Origin of the sequence: Panacagrimonas perspica, from assembly GCF_004364935.1 — a bacterium.
Lineage (GTDB): Bacteria > Pseudomonadota > Gammaproteobacteria > Nevskiales > Nevskiaceae > Panacagrimonas > Panacagrimonas perspica.
The window spans coordinates 1,893,615-1,909,390 of sequence record NZ_SOBT01000008.1 but is presented as its reverse complement, the minus strand read 5'-3'; the positions used below and the strand labels follow the sequence as shown (position 1 = coordinate 1,909,390).

The 15,776-nt window shown below is 66.0% G+C and carries 12 protein-coding genes; 8 read left to right on the top strand and 4 right to left on the bottom strand.

Annotated elements, in window-relative coordinates; all coding sequences use genetic code 11:
• Nucleotides 1-39 precede the first annotated feature (39 nt).
• Nucleotides 40-1,671: an alpha-D-glucose phosphate-specific phosphoglucomutase gene (locus DFR24_RS08650; protein ID WP_133880871.1), complete on the bottom strand. Its 1,632-nt coding sequence runs from the start codon at nucleotides 1,669-1,671 to the stop codon at nucleotides 40-42.
• Nucleotides 1,672-1,769: 98 nt separating this feature from the next.
• On the opposite strand from DFR24_RS08650, the gene DFR24_RS08645 reads away from it, so the two are divergent.
• The 4 genes from DFR24_RS08645 (at nucleotide 1,770) to htpX (ending at nucleotide 5,994) form a co-directional block, all read left to right on the top strand.
• Nucleotides 1,770-2,255 (top strand): DUF1249 domain-containing protein, encoded by a 486-nt coding sequence (locus DFR24_RS08645; RefSeq protein WP_133880870.1) that lies wholly within the window; start codon nucleotides 1,770-1,772, stop codon nucleotides 2,253-2,255.
• 22 nt (nucleotides 2,256-2,277) lie between these two features.
• Entirely contained in the window at nucleotides 2,278-2,556 is a 279-nt protein-coding gene (locus DFR24_RS08640) for a hypothetical protein (protein WP_133880869.1), read from the top strand.
• A 115-nt stretch (nucleotides 2,557-2,671) separates the two neighbouring features.
• The gene (gene parC, locus DFR24_RS08635; protein WP_133880868.1) at nucleotides 2,672-4,885 is read left to right on the top strand and encodes a DNA topoisomerase IV subunit A; all 2,214 of its coding nucleotides are present in this window, start codon (nucleotides 2,672-2,674) and stop codon (nucleotides 4,883-4,885) included.
• A gap of 236 nt (nucleotides 4,886-5,121) precedes the next feature.
• Complete coding sequence (gene htpX, locus DFR24_RS08630; RefSeq protein ID WP_133880867.1) at nucleotides 5,122-5,994, top strand: protease HtpX; 873 nt, start codon at nucleotides 5,122-5,124, stop codon at nucleotides 5,992-5,994.
• Nucleotides 5,995-6,331: 337 nt separating this feature from the next.
• On the opposite strand, the gene DFR24_RS08625 is transcribed toward htpX, so the two are convergent.
• Entirely contained in the window at nucleotides 6,332-8,392 is a 2,061-nt protein-coding gene (locus DFR24_RS08625) for an EAL domain-containing protein (RefSeq protein ID WP_133880866.1), read from the bottom strand.
• Nucleotides 8,386-9,396: an EF-P beta-lysylation protein EpmB gene (epmB, locus tag DFR24_RS08620; protein ID WP_133880865.1), complete on the bottom strand. Its 1,011-nt coding sequence runs from the start codon at nucleotides 9,394-9,396 to the stop codon at nucleotides 8,386-8,388. Before epmB ends, DFR24_RS08625 begins: the two co-directional genes overlap by 7 nt.
• 73 nt (nucleotides 9,397-9,469) lie before the next feature.
• Here epmB and efp point away from each other — a divergent pair, with 73 nt between their 5' ends.
• The 4 genes from efp to DFR24_RS08600 all read left to right on the top strand — a co-directional run bounded on the left by efp (nucleotide 9,470) and on the right by DFR24_RS08600 (nucleotide 14,784).
• On the top strand, nucleotides 9,470-10,039 hold the full coding sequence (efp, locus tag DFR24_RS08615) for an elongation factor P (protein WP_133880864.1): 570 nt from the start codon (nucleotides 9,470-9,472) through the stop codon (nucleotides 10,037-10,039).
• The gene (gene epmA / locus DFR24_RS08610) at nucleotides 10,039-11,028 is read left to right on the top strand and encodes an EF-P lysine aminoacylase EpmA (protein WP_133880863.1); all 990 of its coding nucleotides are present in this window, start codon (nucleotides 10,039-10,041) and stop codon (nucleotides 11,026-11,028) included. Before efp ends, epmA begins: the two co-directional genes overlap by 1 nt.
• Before the next feature lie 178 nt (nucleotides 11,029-11,206).
• Complete coding sequence (locus tag DFR24_RS08605; protein ID WP_162851112.1) at nucleotides 11,207-12,382, top strand: WG repeat-containing protein; 1,176 nt, start codon at nucleotides 11,207-11,209, stop codon at nucleotides 12,380-12,382.
• A gap of 173 nt (nucleotides 12,383-12,555) precedes the next feature.
• The gene (locus tag DFR24_RS08600; RefSeq protein WP_133880861.1) at nucleotides 12,556-14,784 is read left to right on the top strand and encodes a PhoX family protein; all 2,229 of its coding nucleotides are present in this window, start codon (nucleotides 12,556-12,558) and stop codon (nucleotides 14,782-14,784) included.
• Between the two features lie 200 nt (nucleotides 14,785-14,984).
• Here the strand turns inward: DFR24_RS08600 and DFR24_RS08595 are convergent, their stop codons facing one another.
• A complete protein-coding gene (locus DFR24_RS08595) occupies nucleotides 14,985-15,764 on the bottom strand; it encodes a sulfite exporter TauE/SafE family protein (RefSeq protein WP_133880860.1) in 780 nt (259 codons plus the stop codon).
• Nucleotides 15,765-15,776: the final 12 nt, after the last annotated feature.

The window sequence follows — 15,776 nt, the reverse complement described above, 5'->3', positions numbered from 1 at the left end:
GGAGAGCCCCAGACTTCGTCCGGGCTACGACGCGTCGGCTCAGGTGATGACGCTCGGCGCGCGCCGCCCGGTGATCTCGGCGGTCCGAACGATCTTCTCGGCCATCCCGACCAGCGGCGCGAGGGCGTCCGACGTCTTCCATCCGAGCGCCGCTTCCTGGCTTTCGTAACGCTCGAGATAGAGCCGCAACGTGGCGCCCTTCGTGCCGGTTCCGGACAGGCGCACGATCAGGCGCGCCGCGTCGCCGAAGACCACGCGCAGACCCTGGTTGACCGCGACGCTGCCGTCGACCGGATCCTGGTAGCTGAACTCGTCGGCGGCGGACACCGTGTAATCGCCGAAGTGCTTGCCCGGGAGATCCACCAGCGAGCCCGCCAGCGATTGCATGACCTGCGTGGCGACGCTCGCCGACAGTTCGTCGTAGTCGTGCCGGACGTAGTAGTGGCGGCCGTAGCGTTTCCAGTGGCGCTCCGCGAGTTCGCGCACCGACAGGTGGGTTGCGGCCAGCACGTTGAGCCAGGCCAGCACCGCCCACACGCCGTCCTTCTCGCGGGTGTGGTCGCTCGACGTGCCGAAACTCTCCTCGCCGCACAACGTGATGCGACGGGCGTCGAGCAGATTGGCGAAGAACTTCCACCCCGTCGGCGTCTCGTAGCAGGGGATGCCCATCGCCTTGGCGACTTGGTCGACGGCGCGGCAGGTCGGCATCGAGCGGGCGACGCCGGACAGTCCGCGCTTGTAGCCCGGCAGCTCGTGCAGATGCGCGCAGAGCATCGCCAGCGAATCGCCTGGCGAGATGAAGGTGCCGCGGCCCAGGATCATGTTGCGATCGCCGTCGCCGTCGCTCGCCGCGCCCAGGTCGGCGGCCGCGTCCGAATACATCAGATCGACCAGCGGCTTGGCGTAGATCAGGTTCGGATCGGGATGTCCGCCGCCGAAATCCTCCAGCGGGCTGGCGTTGAGAAGCGAGTTGGCGGGTGCGCCGAGCATGTCGACGAACAGGCGTTGCGCGTACGGACCGGTGACCGCGTGCATCGCGTCGAAGCGCAGCGAGTGGCCGCGCTTGAACCAGTCGCGGATGCGATCGAAGTCGAACAGCGTCTGCATCAACGCCGCGTAGTCGTCCACGCAATCGACGACTTCGACCTCCATGCCGCCCACTGTCTGCACGCCACGGCGTTCCAGGTCCACGTAGACGCCTTCGAGCGTCTTGTAGCGGGTGATCTGGCGGCTGTGCTCGTAGATCTTGTCGGTGAGTGTTTCGGTGGCCTGGCCGCCACCGGCGACGTTGTACTTGATGCCGAAATCGCCGTCCTCGCCCGCGGGGTTGTGGCTGGCGGTCAGCACGAAGCCGCCTCCGGCTTTGCGCAGGCGGATCAGGTGCGACGCGGCGGGCGTCGACAGGATGCCGCCCTGACCCACGACGACGCGCTGCACGCCATTGGCGGCGGCCATCGCGATCGCGGTCTGGATCGCCGTGCGGTTGTGGTAGCGCCCATCGCCGCCGATGACCAGGGTGCTGCCCTTGAGGCGCGCATCGACGTCGAAGATCGACTGCAGGAAATTTTCGAGGTAGTGGGGCTGCTGGAACACCGCCACCTTCTTGCGCAGGCCGGCCGTTCCTGCCTTCTGATCGGGGTAGGGCTTGGAAGCGATCTCGCGCAACGCCATCATCATCTCCGCGACTTGCAGGGGATTGCATTCTTGCGCCCGCGCGCCAGCGAAAATCAAGACTTGCGCGCGCGGGTCACGTTCGGGATAGTCCCCCCATGCTCGTTGACGTCGCCAATCACCTTTGCCCCTGTTGCGGGAAGCCGCGCAGCCTTGCGCACCTGATGGATCTGTATGAGCGCAATTACAAGCTCATGCAGCGTCTGGTGCCGGAACTCGATCTCCCCTTCGAGTCGGCGGTATCGCGTTCAGGTTCCGACTTCCCTTTGCACCTGGTGCTGGTCGAGCGTGACCGTTACACGCTGACCATCCGGCTCACCTACGAATTCGTGGACGAGAACGGCACCCGCCGCCAGCCCGACATCCTCGTGCGTGCATACCGCGATGCTGGTGTGGCCGAGGCGCTGGAGTGCAGTCACCGTCCGCCGTGGCAGGCGCAGGAAGAGGGTGATCCGAAAGCCGACGCGTTCCTGAGCGGCCAGTGGCGCCGGAATCTCATGCTCGGCAAGTGGCTCGAATACCTGCTGGAACATGGCCACGGCTTCGGCCTGGCGAACCGGCCGCGTGTCGCGGCCGCCGCTTGACTCGACGAGGGGAGTTTCGACGATGAAGAACTATTTCCTGGCCTCGGTGGTTGCCGCGAGCCTGTCGCTGCTGTCGCTGTCCGCGGTCGCCAAGGACGAGGCGATGGCCAGCATCCTGAAGGATCGCAACGGCAAGAAGGTGACGGTGGTGCTGCAGTCCGGCACCGAACTGTCGGGCAAGATCAAGGATGTGGGCAGCAACACGCTGACGCTCACCGAACTCAGCGGCAAGGAGTTCTTCGACGCCGTGGTCGACCTCGACGACATCTCGGCCGTCCAGTACCGGGCTCGCGAGAATTGATCCGCCCGCGGGCCTAGCGCCCGCGACGCGACCGCGGATTCCCAGTATCTTTCGCGGCCTTCCGGGCCGCGTTTCGCGCGCCCGTCGTCTGCTGTTTTCAGATCCCTGATTCCCGATGCTGACTTACGACACCGAACGCCTGCCTCTTCGCGTCTTCGCCGAGAAGGCCTACCTCGATTACTCGATGTACGTGGTGCTGGACCGCGCGCTCCCGCACATCTCGGACGGCCTCAAGCCGGTGCAGCGGCGCATCGTGTACGCGATGTCGGAGCTCAGCCTGAACTTCGGCTCGAAGCACAAGAAGTCCGCGCGCACCGTCGGCGACGTCATCGGCAAGTTCCATCCGCACGGTGACAGCGCGTGTTACGAGGCCATGGTCACCATGGCGCAGCCGTTCAACTACCGCTATCCGCTGGTGGACGGGCAGGGCAACTGGGGCTCGCCGGACGACCCGAAATCCTTCGCCGCGATGCGCTACACCGAGTCGCGCCTGGGCGCCTACGCGCAGACGCTGCTCGCCGAACTCGGCCAGGGCACGGTGGACTGGCAACCCAATTTCGACGGTACGCTCGAAGAGCCGGTGCGCCTGCCGGCGCGCCTGCCCAACGTGCTGGTCAACGGCACCACTGGCATCGCGGTGGGGATGGCCACCGACATCCCGCCGCACAACATCCGCGAGCTGGTGAAGGCTTGCCTGCACCTGCTCAAGCATCCGAACGCACAGGTCGAGACCTTGTGCGAGTTCGTGCCGGCGCCCGATTTCCCGACTGGCTGCGAGATCGTCTCCGAGCCGCACGACCTGCTGAAGATCTACCAGACCGGCAACGGCATGGTGCGTACGCGCGCCATCTGGGAACGCGACGAGGACACCGGTCACATCGTGCTGACCGCGTTGCCGCACCAGGTCTCGCCGAGCAAGGTGCAGGAACAGATCGCCGAGCAGATGCGGACCAAGAAGCTGCCGTTGGTCGAGGACCTGCGCGACGAATCGGACCACGAGAATCCGGTGCGCGTCGTCATCATCCCGCGCTCGAACCGCGTCGATGCCGAAAGCCTGATGGCGCATCTGTTCGCGACCACGGATCTCGAGAAGAGCGTGCGCGTGAACCTCAACATGATCGGCCTGGACGGCCGGCCACGCGTGAAGAACCTCAAGGAGATTCTCAGCGAGTGGCTGGAGTACCGCTTCCAGACCGTCACGCGTCGTCTCAACCATCGACTGGGCAAGGTCAACGATCGGCTGCACATCCTCGAAGGCCTGATGATCGCGTACCTCAACATCGACGAGGTCATCCGCATCATCCGGTTCGAGGACGATCCGAAGGCCAAGCTGATCAGCACGTTCGCGCTCAGCGACGTGCAGGCCGAATGGATCCTGGATCTGAAGCTGCGTCACCTGCAGAAGCTCGAGGAGATGCGCATCAAGGGCGAGCAGGACGAGCTGATGGCCGAACGCGCGAAGCTCGAGGAGCTGCTCGGCGACGACGACAAGATGAAGAAGCTGATCGGCGACGAGCTCAAGGAAGACGCCAAGAAGTACGGCGATGACCGGCGCTGCCGGGTGAACGCCAAGCCGCCGGCGGTGGCGATGACCGCCGAGGAGATCGTGCCGGCCGAGCCGATCACGGTGGTGCTGTCCAAGGCGGGCTGGATACGGGCCGGCAAGGGCCACGAGCTCGATCCGCTGGCGCTGAACTACAAGGCCGGCGACGAGTACCTCGTGCACGCGCAGGGGAAGTCCAACCAGCTGCTGATCCTCCTCGACTCGAAGGGCCGCTGCTACACGCTCAATCCGCGCGAGCTGCCATCGGCGCGTTCACAGGGCGAGCCGGTGACGACCAAGCTCGACGTGCAGGACGGCGCGCGCATCGTGGCGCTGCTGCTCGGCGACGAGAACGAGCGTTACGTGCTCGGTTCGGAAGACGGCTACGGTTTCGTCGTGCGCCTGGGCGAACTCCAGGGCAACAAGCGCGCCGGCAAAGCCGTGATCTCGCTCGAAGGACAGCCGCTGGTGCCGTCGCGGGTGACCGATCCGGCGGCCGACCGCTACGCGCTGTCGACGGCCGAAGGACGCCTGCTGGTGTTCCCGCTGTCGGAACTGCCGGAACTGGCCAAGGGCAAGGGCAACAAGCTGGTCACGCTCAAGGGCGAAGATCGCATCACCGCGAGCGCGGTGGTCCCGGCCGGCACCACGCTGGTGCTACATGGGCCGAAGCGGACGCAGAACTTCAAGCCTTCGGATCTCGACGCATACGCCGGCGCACGGGCCAGCCGTGGCGGACACCTGCCGCGCGGGTTCCAGACGGTGGAGAAGATGAGCGTGGGGTAGGGCGGACCAGGCCCTAAAAAGCTTTGGACGCAAAGGTCGCAGAGGGAAAAGAAAGGACGCAAAGAATTTCGAATGACCGATGGCTTTGCGTCCTTTCTTTTCCCTTTGCGCCTTTGCGGTTAAAGACCCTGGGAGCCCCCCGACGCAATCCGCCTTACTTTGCTGAACCGGACTCTTGATCCGCGGGTCAAAGGCCCGAGATTGATCCTGCGGAGAGGTCCGCTTAGAGAGAACCCATGAAACGAATCTTCCTGCTGCTGGCCACCAACGTCGCCGTCATGATCGTGCTGTCGATCGTGGCTTCCGTGCTGGGTGTCGACCGCTTCCTGACGCAAAACGGGCTGAACCTGGGCGCGCTGCTCGCGTTCTCCGCCATCTTCGGTTTCGGCGGCGCCTTCATCTCGCTGGCCATGTCCAAGTGGATGGCCAAGCGCACCACCGGCGCGCAGGTCATCACCGTGCCGAAGAACGCGGCCGAGAAATGGCTGCTCGACACGGTGCAGCGGCAGGCGCGCATCGCCGGCATCGGCATGCCGGAGGTCGCGGTGTTCGACGCGCCGGAGCCCAACGCCTTTGCCACCGGCATGAACAAGAACAGCGCGCTGGTCGCCGTCAGCACCGGGCTGATGCGCAACATGAGCCAGGAAGAAGTCGAGGCTGTACTGGGCCATGAAGTCAGCCATATCGCCAACGGCGACATGGTGACGCTCACGCTGATCCAGGGCGTGCTGAACACGTTCGTGATGTTTCTGTCGCGCGTCGTGGGCTATGTCATCGACCGCGCGGTGTTCAAGACCGAGCGTGGTACTGGCCCGGGCTACTACATCACGGTGTTCGTGCTGCAGATCGTGTTCGGCATCCTGGCCACGGCGATCGTCTGCTGGTTCTCGCGCCAGCGGGAATACCGGGCGGACGCGGGCGGCGCGCACCTGGCCGGCAAGCGCAAGATGATCTCGGCGCTCGAGCGCCTGAAGGGCGGCGACGGGCATTCCTCGCTGCCGCAGACCGTCGAGGCGTTCGGCATCATCGGCGTCAAGAAGATGTTCATGACGCACCCGCCGCTGGACGATCGTATCGCGGCGCTGCGGGCCTCGAGCGCCGTCTCGTAACGGCAGCGGCATCGAACGCGAAGCCCGGTGGAACGACGTTCCGCCGGGCTTTTTCTTTGAGCGACGGCGGCCCCCGTAGCCCGGGCGAAGCCCGGGGTCTCCCTCGCCGAACGAACTATCTCGGACCTTTGATTGGCGGATCGGGAGCCTGGTCCAGCGCAACGACACCGAAAAGCCTTTCAACGCAGAGACGCAAAGGACGCAGAGAAAGCGATGCGTTCCTTTGCGTCTCTGCGCCTTTGCGTTGAAACCCCGGGCTTCGCTCGGGTAGGACCGATCAAACAAAAGGCCCGGCGGAACATCGTTCGGCCGGGCCCGGGTGCATCGCAGGTGCCGCTCAGGTCAGCAGCACGACCTCGGGCTCCTGCACGTGATAGCCCTGGATGTAGTTCACGCCCATCTGCCACATCCGCGCCATCACGTTGGCGTCCTCGACATGGCTGACGATGGTCTTGATGCGGCGTTGCTTGGCCATCTCCATCAGCGTCGACATCTTCTTCTGGATGTCCTTGTCCGTGAAGTTGTGCGTGTAGGAGCTGTGGAACTTCAGGAAGTTGATCGGGAGGTGCTCGACCAGCTGTGCTGAGTTGGCGCCGATGCCGAAGTGCTCGATGGCAACGCTGGCGCCGAAGTCGCGCATGGCCTTGGTCAGCACCTTGGCCTTGCGGATGTGGTTCTGCAGGATGATCTCCTGCACTTCGATGCAGATCTCGTTGTCGGCGAAGCGTCGTCCCTTCAGCGCGTCCTGGAACCACGCCAGGAAGCTCTCGGCATCGCGCAGCGAATCCTCGCTGAGCTTGAGGAAGAGCATCGACGCGTCCTTGCGAGGTTCGCGACTGGAGATGACCTTGATCGCCCGGCTGATCACCCAGCGGTCGATCGCGCGCATCAGCCCGGCTTTCTCGGCGGAGCGGATGAAGTCGCTGGCGTGCAGTTCCACGCCCTCGTCGTTGACCATGCGCACCAGCACATCGAAGTGCTGGCGCGTGTCGCCTTCCAGGCTTGCGATGGTCTGGTAGGCGAGCTTGAAACGGTTTTCCTCGAGCGCTTTTCGGATCACGTCCGCCTTGCGCTGGTCCTCGCGCTCATCGGCGTTGGCGCGAGCGGTCGGTCCGAGGACGATGGCCCGGTTGCCGCCCTTGGCCGAGAGCTTGCGCGCTTCGCGCACCAGGTCGCCCGCAACCTGGGTTGCCGTGTCGGAACCGCCCAACGGATACACGGTGACCGACAAGGTGACCTGGGACTCGTGATCGGCCGAGCTGAAGACCTGCGCGGCGATATCGCGTGCCAGCCGGTCGGCGAGCGCCTCGAACTGCAGCGCGTCGGGCCGCGACACGAGAATCGCGAACTCCTGCGTCGAGAAACGGAACACGCCGTCGTTCGGATCGGCCAGGGCGGCCATCTTGGCGCCCGCCTGCACGGCGACCTGCTCGGCGTCGAGATAGCCGACGCGATCTTCGAGTGCGGCGAAGTTGTCGACCACCGCGAAGATCGCGGCGCGAGGCCCGTCGCCCGCGGCCGGCGCATCCAGGGCGGCGAAAAATTCGCTGCGACCCGAAGCGGCTGTGGCAGCCGTTGCCGCGGCCTGAGCGGCCTCTGCGCGGATCAGCATCTCGACGAAGCGCTCGCCTTCGGCTTCGCCGGGCGTGAGCTGGGCCCGTACCGGCACCTTGTCGCGTGTACGCGAGAGCAGGGCGCACTCGAGCGGCCTGCCATCAGCCCGGCCGTTGTTGAGCTGCTTGAGGTAATCGCGAACGCCCGCCTGGTTGTCCGGCGAGATGATGTCCATCAGCGGCATGCCGGAAAGCAGGTCCACGTCGTCGTAGCCCACCAGCGCGGCGAACGCCGGATTCACTTTCGAGACGATGCCCTCGTAGATGTGCGCCACCGCGTCACCGGTTCCCGCGATGAGCTGCGAATAGCGCGATTCGTAGTCGGCCAGCTGCGAGCGCGACCGCGCCAGTTCGCGCAGGTTGCGGTAGGCGATCAGTTCGCGCACGTAGACGCGCTCGAGGTGCGCCAGGCACTCGGGATCGCTGTCGGCCACCAGATCGCGAGCGCCTGCGGCGACTGCGCTCGTGGTGGCGTCGGCGGAAAGCTGCGAGCCGAGGGCGATGACCGGCAGGTTGGGGGCAAAGCGGCGGCAGATGTCGAGCACGACCTTCAGCGGCGTCTCGGCAGCCTGGTCGGCTGCCATCAGCAGGTCGGGCTGACCTTTCTGCAGGAGCTGGTCGAGATCGGAGTGTTGCGACGTCCAGATCGCACGGACCTTGTGACCGGCGTTGCGAAGGTGACTCTCGGCTCGCTTCGCGCTCTCCTCGAAAGGTGCGACGACCAGCAGCACCGCCGTGGCGCCGGTCGTGGGCGAAGCCGTGAATGGAGGAGGGTTAGTCACCATGAAAGCCAAGCCTTGGCCGGATCACCCGGCACTTCACGCGCCAGTCTGGGAACCAGATACCCGGGGGAGATGCTGGACAGATCCCGCATCAGTTCCCGCGCCCTGTGTTCTGGAACCTCGAAGTGGGCCGCGCCTTTCACGCGGTCCAGCAAGTGCAGATAGTAGGGGAGAATCCCCAAACTGAACAATCGTTCGTGCAGGCCCTGCAACGCGTTCGTCGTGTCGTTGATGCCGCGCAGCAGGACCGACTGATTGAGCAGCATCCAGCCGTTCGTACGCAGGTCCGCGAGGGCCTGCGGAACGTCGCCTGTCAGCTCCTGCGCGTGGTTGGCGTGTACGACCATCACCTTGTCCAGCGACACCGATCGCAGAATCTTGAGCAGTCCCGCATCAATCCGCTCGGGCAACACGATCGGCTGCCTCGTGTGGACGCGGACGCGGCGCAGGTGAGGGATGCCAGCCAGCCCTTCGAACAGCTCGGCCAGGCGCTCGTCGGACAGCGAGAACGGGTCGCCGCCGGACAGGATGGCCTCGGTGATCGACGGATCGGCGGCCAGGCGGTCCAGCGCCGGCTGCCAGTGGCCGCGCGCGGCCAGGCTCTCGGAATAGGGGAAATGGCGCCGGAAGCAGTAGCGGCAGTGGACCGCGCAGGCGCCGGTGGTGATCAGCAGCGCCCGACCCTGGTACTTGTGCAGCACCCCGTCGCCCTGCGCCGAATCCATGTCGCCGACGGCATCGGCGACGAAGCCCGGCACGGTCTCGGCCTCGCGCGCCGCCGGCCAGACCTGTAGGAACAGCGGGTCCAGCGGGTCGCCCTTCCTCATGCGGGCGGCGAATCCGCGCGGCACGCGCAACGGGAAGTCGCGCAGTCCGGGGAGGTCGAGCTGGGGCAGGGCGGGGTCGAGTTCGAGCCAGGCCAGCAGCTCGGCCGGACGCGTGAACGCCTCGCGCAGGGCATGCTGCCAGCGCGGGGCCTGTCTGCTGATGGGTTGTGCCTGTATCATTCGCGCCGCATTTTCGCCGCCGACACGACCCGCAGCAAACCGCGCCGGCTCAACACCCTACCGAGCGATTCCAATGGCTTCCGTCAGCACCAACGAGATGAGATCCGGCACCAAGGTGCTGGTCGATGGCGAACCCTACTCCATCGTCGAGAATGAGTACCGCAAGCCCGGCAAGGGCCAGGCGACGAACACGATCAAGATCCGCAACCTCAAGAACGGCCGCGTGCTCGAAAAGACGCTGCGCTCGGGCGAAACCTGGGAGCTGGCCGACATCGAGGAAGTGGAGATGCAGTATCTCTACAGCGATGGCGAGTTCTGGCACTTCATGAACCCGGCCACGTTCGAGCAGATGCAGGCCGGCAAGACCGCGATGGAAGACGCCGCCAAGTGGCTCAAGGGCGAGGAGACCTGCAAGATCCTGTTCTTCAACGGCCTGCCGCTGTCGGTCACCCCGCCCAACTTCGCCATCCTGACGGTCACCGAGACCGATCCCGGTCTGCGCGGTGATACCAGCGGTGGTGGCGGCAAGCCGGCCACGCTGGAAACCGGCGCCGTCGTTCGCGTGCCGCTGTTCGTGCAGCAGGGCGAACTGGTGAAGTGCGACACGCGCACCGGCGAGTACCTGAGCCGCGCCGGCAAGTAATGCCGGGCAACGCGTCGCAGGATCTTCGATTCGGCGACGCGCTCTGGCGGCCTAGCGCCAGTCTGGAAACGATCAAGGCGCGGACGGAACTCTACGGTTCCGTCCGCGCTTTTTTTTCGCGTCGCGGCGTCCTCGAGGTCGACACGCCGGTGATGTCGGCCCACGCGACGGTCGACCGCCACATCGAGTCCTTCGCGGTTCCGGGCGGCGGCTGGCTGCAGACCTCGCCCGAGTTCGCGATGAAGCGCCTGCTCTGCGCAGGCAGCGGTCCGATCTTCCAGATCGCGCCCGCGTTCCGGCGCGAGGAGCGCGGCCGGCACCACAACCCGGAGTTCCGCCTGCTCGAGTGGTACCGGCCGGAGTGGGACCACCATCTGCTGATGGAAGAGGTCGAGGAGCTGTTCCACGCGCTCGGCATCGGATGCGGCCGCGTGTTCAAGCGCATGAGCTATCGCGAGGCCTTCCTGCTGCATGCAGGGCTGGATCCGTTCACGGAACCCGTGGCCGCGCTGCGTGAGCGAGCGATGGCAGGAGCAGTGCCGATGATCGAACTCGGTGGCGGCGAGCAGGATCGCGATGCCTGGCTCGACCTCTGGATGTCGTACCGCGTCGGCCCGCAGCTGGGCCTGGACGCGCCGGTGTTCCTGCACGACTTTCCCGCCAGCCAGGCCGCGCTGGCGCGCGTGCGCGACGACGATCCGCCGGTGGCGGAGCGTTTCGAGCTGTTCTGGAAGGGCCTGGAGCTGGCGAACGGCTTCCACGAGCTTTCCAATGCCGGCGAGCAGCGGCGCCGTTTCGAGAACGACCAGGCGTGGCGCGAAGCGCAGCGTCACGTCGTTCCTCCGCTGGATACGCACCTCCTGGCGGCGCTGCAATCCGGCCTGCCCGATTGCGCGGGCGTGGCGCTGGGGCTGGATCGCCTGTTGATGCTGCGGCTGGGTCTGCCCGAACTGTCGGCGGCGATCAGCTTCGATTCGCGGCGCGCCTGAGCTCATTGCGGGCGCAGCCTCTGGCTTCGTCAGCTCGCTGTGATCGGATTCACGCGAGGCTGCGTGGATCCAGCGGAAAGCGCATCGAGCTTGTGCACACTGGCCTCGAGCCGGTCCGATCGGCTCCTGCGGACACTATCGCCGGCGCCGGTCGCCTGAATCGATGAAGAACTCCTCCATGTCGCGCACCCTGGGTTTCGCGTTGCTCGTCTGCGTGCTCGTGGCCACGCTGCTGCCGACGGCGGCCGTTCTCGCGGAACAGGAGGCCACCCCTTCGCTCGGCAGTCGCGTGCTGATCCCGAAGCCCGAGCCGAAGCGCGACGTGCCACTGACGGCCGGTGGCGCGCCGATTCTCGCCAGCCTGCCGGCTTGCGATGCCGTGCCGTTCGAGGACCCCGCCACCGAGCTGACCGGGTATCGCGATGCCCGCGGCAAGCTCGTGGTGCCGCCGCGCTTCGCGGTCGGCATGGAGTTCGGCTCGTTGGGCGTGGCGGGCGTCGTGCTGGGAGACCGCTTCGGTTACATCGACTGCAAGGGCCGTTTCTTCGAGACGCTGAGTGTGGACAACGGACCGGATGCCTTCCACGAGGGGCTGGTGCGAATCCGCGACAAGGGCCGCGTCGGCTACGCCAATCTCGCAGGGCAGGTCGTGATCTCCCCGCGCTTCGAGGATGCCGACGGGTTCTGTCGCGGTGTCGCGCGCGTCGGCGAGCAATGCCGCACGCGGTCGGACGGGGAGCACCGCATCACCGAATGTCGCGGCACGCGTTACATCGACACCCGCGGCCGCTTCGTTCCGGAGCCCTCCGAGCCCTCCGATCCGGACAACTGCGACGTCGTCGAGTCGACCGAAGTCGTCGGCGCCTTGCCGACCTGTGACTGGGAGTCGTTCGAGGACGACGAGGCACTGATGGGGTACCGCAACGCGAAGGGCAAGGTCGTCGTGAAGCCGCGCTTCACGTCGGCCGGCGACTTCGACGAAGAGGGCCTCGCGCCGGTCTTCGAGAATTACTCGGCCAGCTACATCGACTGCAGCGGCAAGACCTTTCCCGTCATGTGGAACGACGGCGCGGATGCCTTCAGCGAAGGGCTCGTGCGCTACGAGGGCAATACCTACGACATCGGCTACCGCAACCGCCGCGGCGCGATCGTGATTCCGGCGAAATACACGTACGCCAGCCCGTTCTGCAACGGCGTGGCCAGGGTCGGCAAGAGTTGCACCGTCGAGCGCAGCAGCGAGGACAGCCGCGAGATCACCCATGCGGAATGCTCGGACTGGCAGTTGATCGACACGCAGGGCAAGCGCGTGAAGGGAAAGGTGGGTGCCGGCGAGGAATGGGAATGCGGGTGGTGAGGGGCTGACGGCCCATCAGGAGCGGCCGCGCGAGGGCCGCTCCGAAGCTCGATTCGCGATGCCGCTGCCGATCGCGCCGGCCTTCGGCGAATCGTCACGCAAATGTCAGCAGTCGGAAATATTTGCGCTCTAGCGTCCCGTGGCTATTCCCAGCCCCAAACGCAAGGACGCACATGAGCACGCACAACCCGAACCAGATCCAGCCTCTCGATGATTCGACGTTCGAGTCGGTACTCGAAAGACGATATGCCCGAAGAGATTTGCTGAAGGGCGGGTTCGGAGCCGCCATCGCCACGATGTTCGGCGGCGTGGCGCTCGTGGGGTGCAGCGACAGCAACAACGGCGACGACGACGGCCCGGGCACGCCGGTCGCGCCGACGCTGGCCTTCACCGCGGTGTCGAAGAACCTGCTCGACCAGATCACGGTCCCGGCCGGGTACACCGCGAGCCTGCTCTATTCGCTGGGCGACCCGATCAACAACACGGTGCCGAACTGGGCCGGCGACGGCAGCGAAACGGGCGCGTCCTACACGTCGCGCGCCGGTGATCATCACGACGGCATGTACTACTTCGGTCTGAGCGGGACCGGCACGCCCAGCCTGACGGCCAGCGAGCGCGGCATCCTGGCGATGAACCACGAGGCGCCGAACCCGTTCAACACCGCCACCGGCGTCAACAATCTCTACGTCCACGCGAGCGGCGCGACGACCACCGTCGTCGGCGGTGTCGCCACGCGCACCGTGCCGGACGAGTGCATCAAGGAGATCAATCACCACGGCGTCTCGGTGATCGAGGTCAACAAGACCGGCGCCAACTGGTCGGTGAACCGCAACTCGACGTTCAATCGTCGCGTCACGGCCGCCACGCTGATGGAAATCTCCGGCCCGCTGCGTGGCAACGCGGCGATGTTCACCAAGTTCTCGCCGGGTGGCACGCAGACGCAGGGCACGGTCAACAACTGCGCCAACGGCCACACGCCCTGGGGCACGTATCTGACCTGCGAAGAGAACTGGGTGGGCTATTTCGCACGCGCGGCGGGCGACAACGCGAAGCGGACCCGTGCGGGCGAAGTCGCGTCGCTGAACCGCTACGGCAGCCCCGAGAATGCGCTGTCGCGCCTGAACTGGAACACCGCCGGAGCCGGCGATGAGTTCCAGCGCTGGGACACGTCGGTCAAGGGCGCGACGGCGGCGGACGACTTCCGCAACGTCATCAACCAGTTCGGCTTCGTCGTCGAGATAGATCCGTACAACCCGACCGCCGTGCCGCGCAAGCGCACCGCGCTCGGCCGCTTCGCGCACGAAGGTTGCTGGCCCGGTCCGGTCGTGGCCGGACGTCCGGTCGTGTTCTACATGGGCGACGACAACCGCGGCGACTACATCTACAAGTTCGTCTCGACCGCGCTGTGGGATGCGGCGGACGGCACGGCCGCGCAGACGCTAGGCACCGATCGCATGGCGATCGGCAGCAAGTACATGGACGCCGGCACGCTGTACGTCGCGCGCTTCAACGCGGACGGCAGCGGCACCTGGCTGCCGCTGGCGGGCGTGGCGGGCGCGCTGGATACGCGCATCGCGGCGGATACCGCCGGCGCTACGCGCATGGATCGTCCGGAGTGGGGCGCGGTGAATCCGCTGACCGGCGAGGTCTACATCACGCTGACCAACAACAACGCCGCCGGCCGTCTGGCCACCGGCACGCCGACCGGCACCGCTGCGCTTTCCGACCCGGCCAATCCTCGTGTCTACAACGACCCGAAGGGCGCGACGGCCCAGCGCGGCAACCCCAACGGTCACATCATCCGCTGGCGCGAGACGGGTGATCTGGCCGCAGCCACGACGTTCCAGTGGGACCTCTATCTGTTCGGTGCGCGAGCGGCCTCCGTCGATACGAACGTCAACATCTCCGGACTGGTCGCCGACAACGATTTCTCCAGCCCCGATGGCCTGTGGTTCGGACGGCAGGGCAATGCCGCCACCGGACTGCTGTGGATCCAGACCGATGACGGCGCGTACACCGATGTGACCAACTGCATGATGCTGGCCGCGGTCCCGGGCACCGTCGGCGACGGCGCGACGCGGACGGTGACCGGTACGGCAGCGGGCGGCGAGACGCGCGTCGTCACGACCAAGGTCGGCAAGGCGGCGACGACGAGCAATCTGCGTCGCTTCCTGGTCGGCTGCAAGGAGTGCGAAATCACCGGCATCGATTCCACGCCGGATGGCAAGACGCTGTTCGTCAACATCCAGCATCCGGGCGAAGAGAAGCAGGCCACGTTCAACGATCCTGCGACGTTCGGCAGCCACTGGCCGGGCAACCAGTACCTGGGCAATGCAAACGCCCGGCCGCGTTCGTCGACGATCGTCATCACCAAGAACGACGGTGGCGTGATCGGTATCTGATGCAGGCGAGGACCCGGGCGACCGGGTTCTTCTGATGCGATGACAAAGCGCCGCTTTCGAGCGGCGCTTTTTTTGTTCTTCAAGGTCAGTAGCGCGCATTCGGAAAACGAGCACGCGTTCTTCACTTCGAAATCCTTTGCGTCCTTTCTTTTCCTTCGCGCCCTTTGCGTCAAAAGCCTTTTTTCAGAAGGCGAATCCGGCTACGCCGCGCCGAACACGTCGAACGCGAAGCGCAGGATCAGCAAACCGACAACGACGAGGAACAGCACGCGCACGAAGCCGCTGCCGCGGCGTATCGCCAGGCGCGAGCCGATCAGTCCGCCGGCGAGATTGCACGCGGCCATCGGCAGGGCCAGCGAGGGGATCACGTGGCCGCGCGGCACGAAGTAGGCGATGGCGGCGAGATTGGTGACGGCATTGACGATCTTGGCGGCCGCCGACGCGTGCAGGAACGAGAATCCGAACAGCGCGACGAACGCGAGCACCAGGAAACTTCCGGTGCCCGGTCCGAAGAAGCCGTCGTAGAAGCCGATCACGGCGCCGGTGGCCAGGCCCGCGGCGACCTGTGCGATCTGCCCGAGTCGCGGGGCGTGCAAGGCGCCGAAGTCCTTTCGCCACAACGTGTACATCAGCACCAGCACGAGCACCGCCAGGATCAGCGGGCGCAGCGCGTCCGGATGAAGATGACTGACCGTGGCCGCACCCGCGTAGCCGAACAGCAGCGCCGTCAGCGCTGTCGGCAGGATCGCGGGCCAGGGCAGCGTGACGTGGCGCGAGTACTGCCACACCGCCGCCGACGTACCGAAGATCGAGACGCACTTGTTGGTGCCCAGCAAGGTTGCGATGGCGGTATCCGGCATCAGGATCAGCAGCGCAGGCACCTGGATCAGGCCGCCACCGCCGACGACCGCGTCGAGAAATCCTGCCAGGAACGCGAAGCCGCACAGCGCGGCGATCAGCCACGTGGGTTCGATGCTCATCGCCGGTAGAAT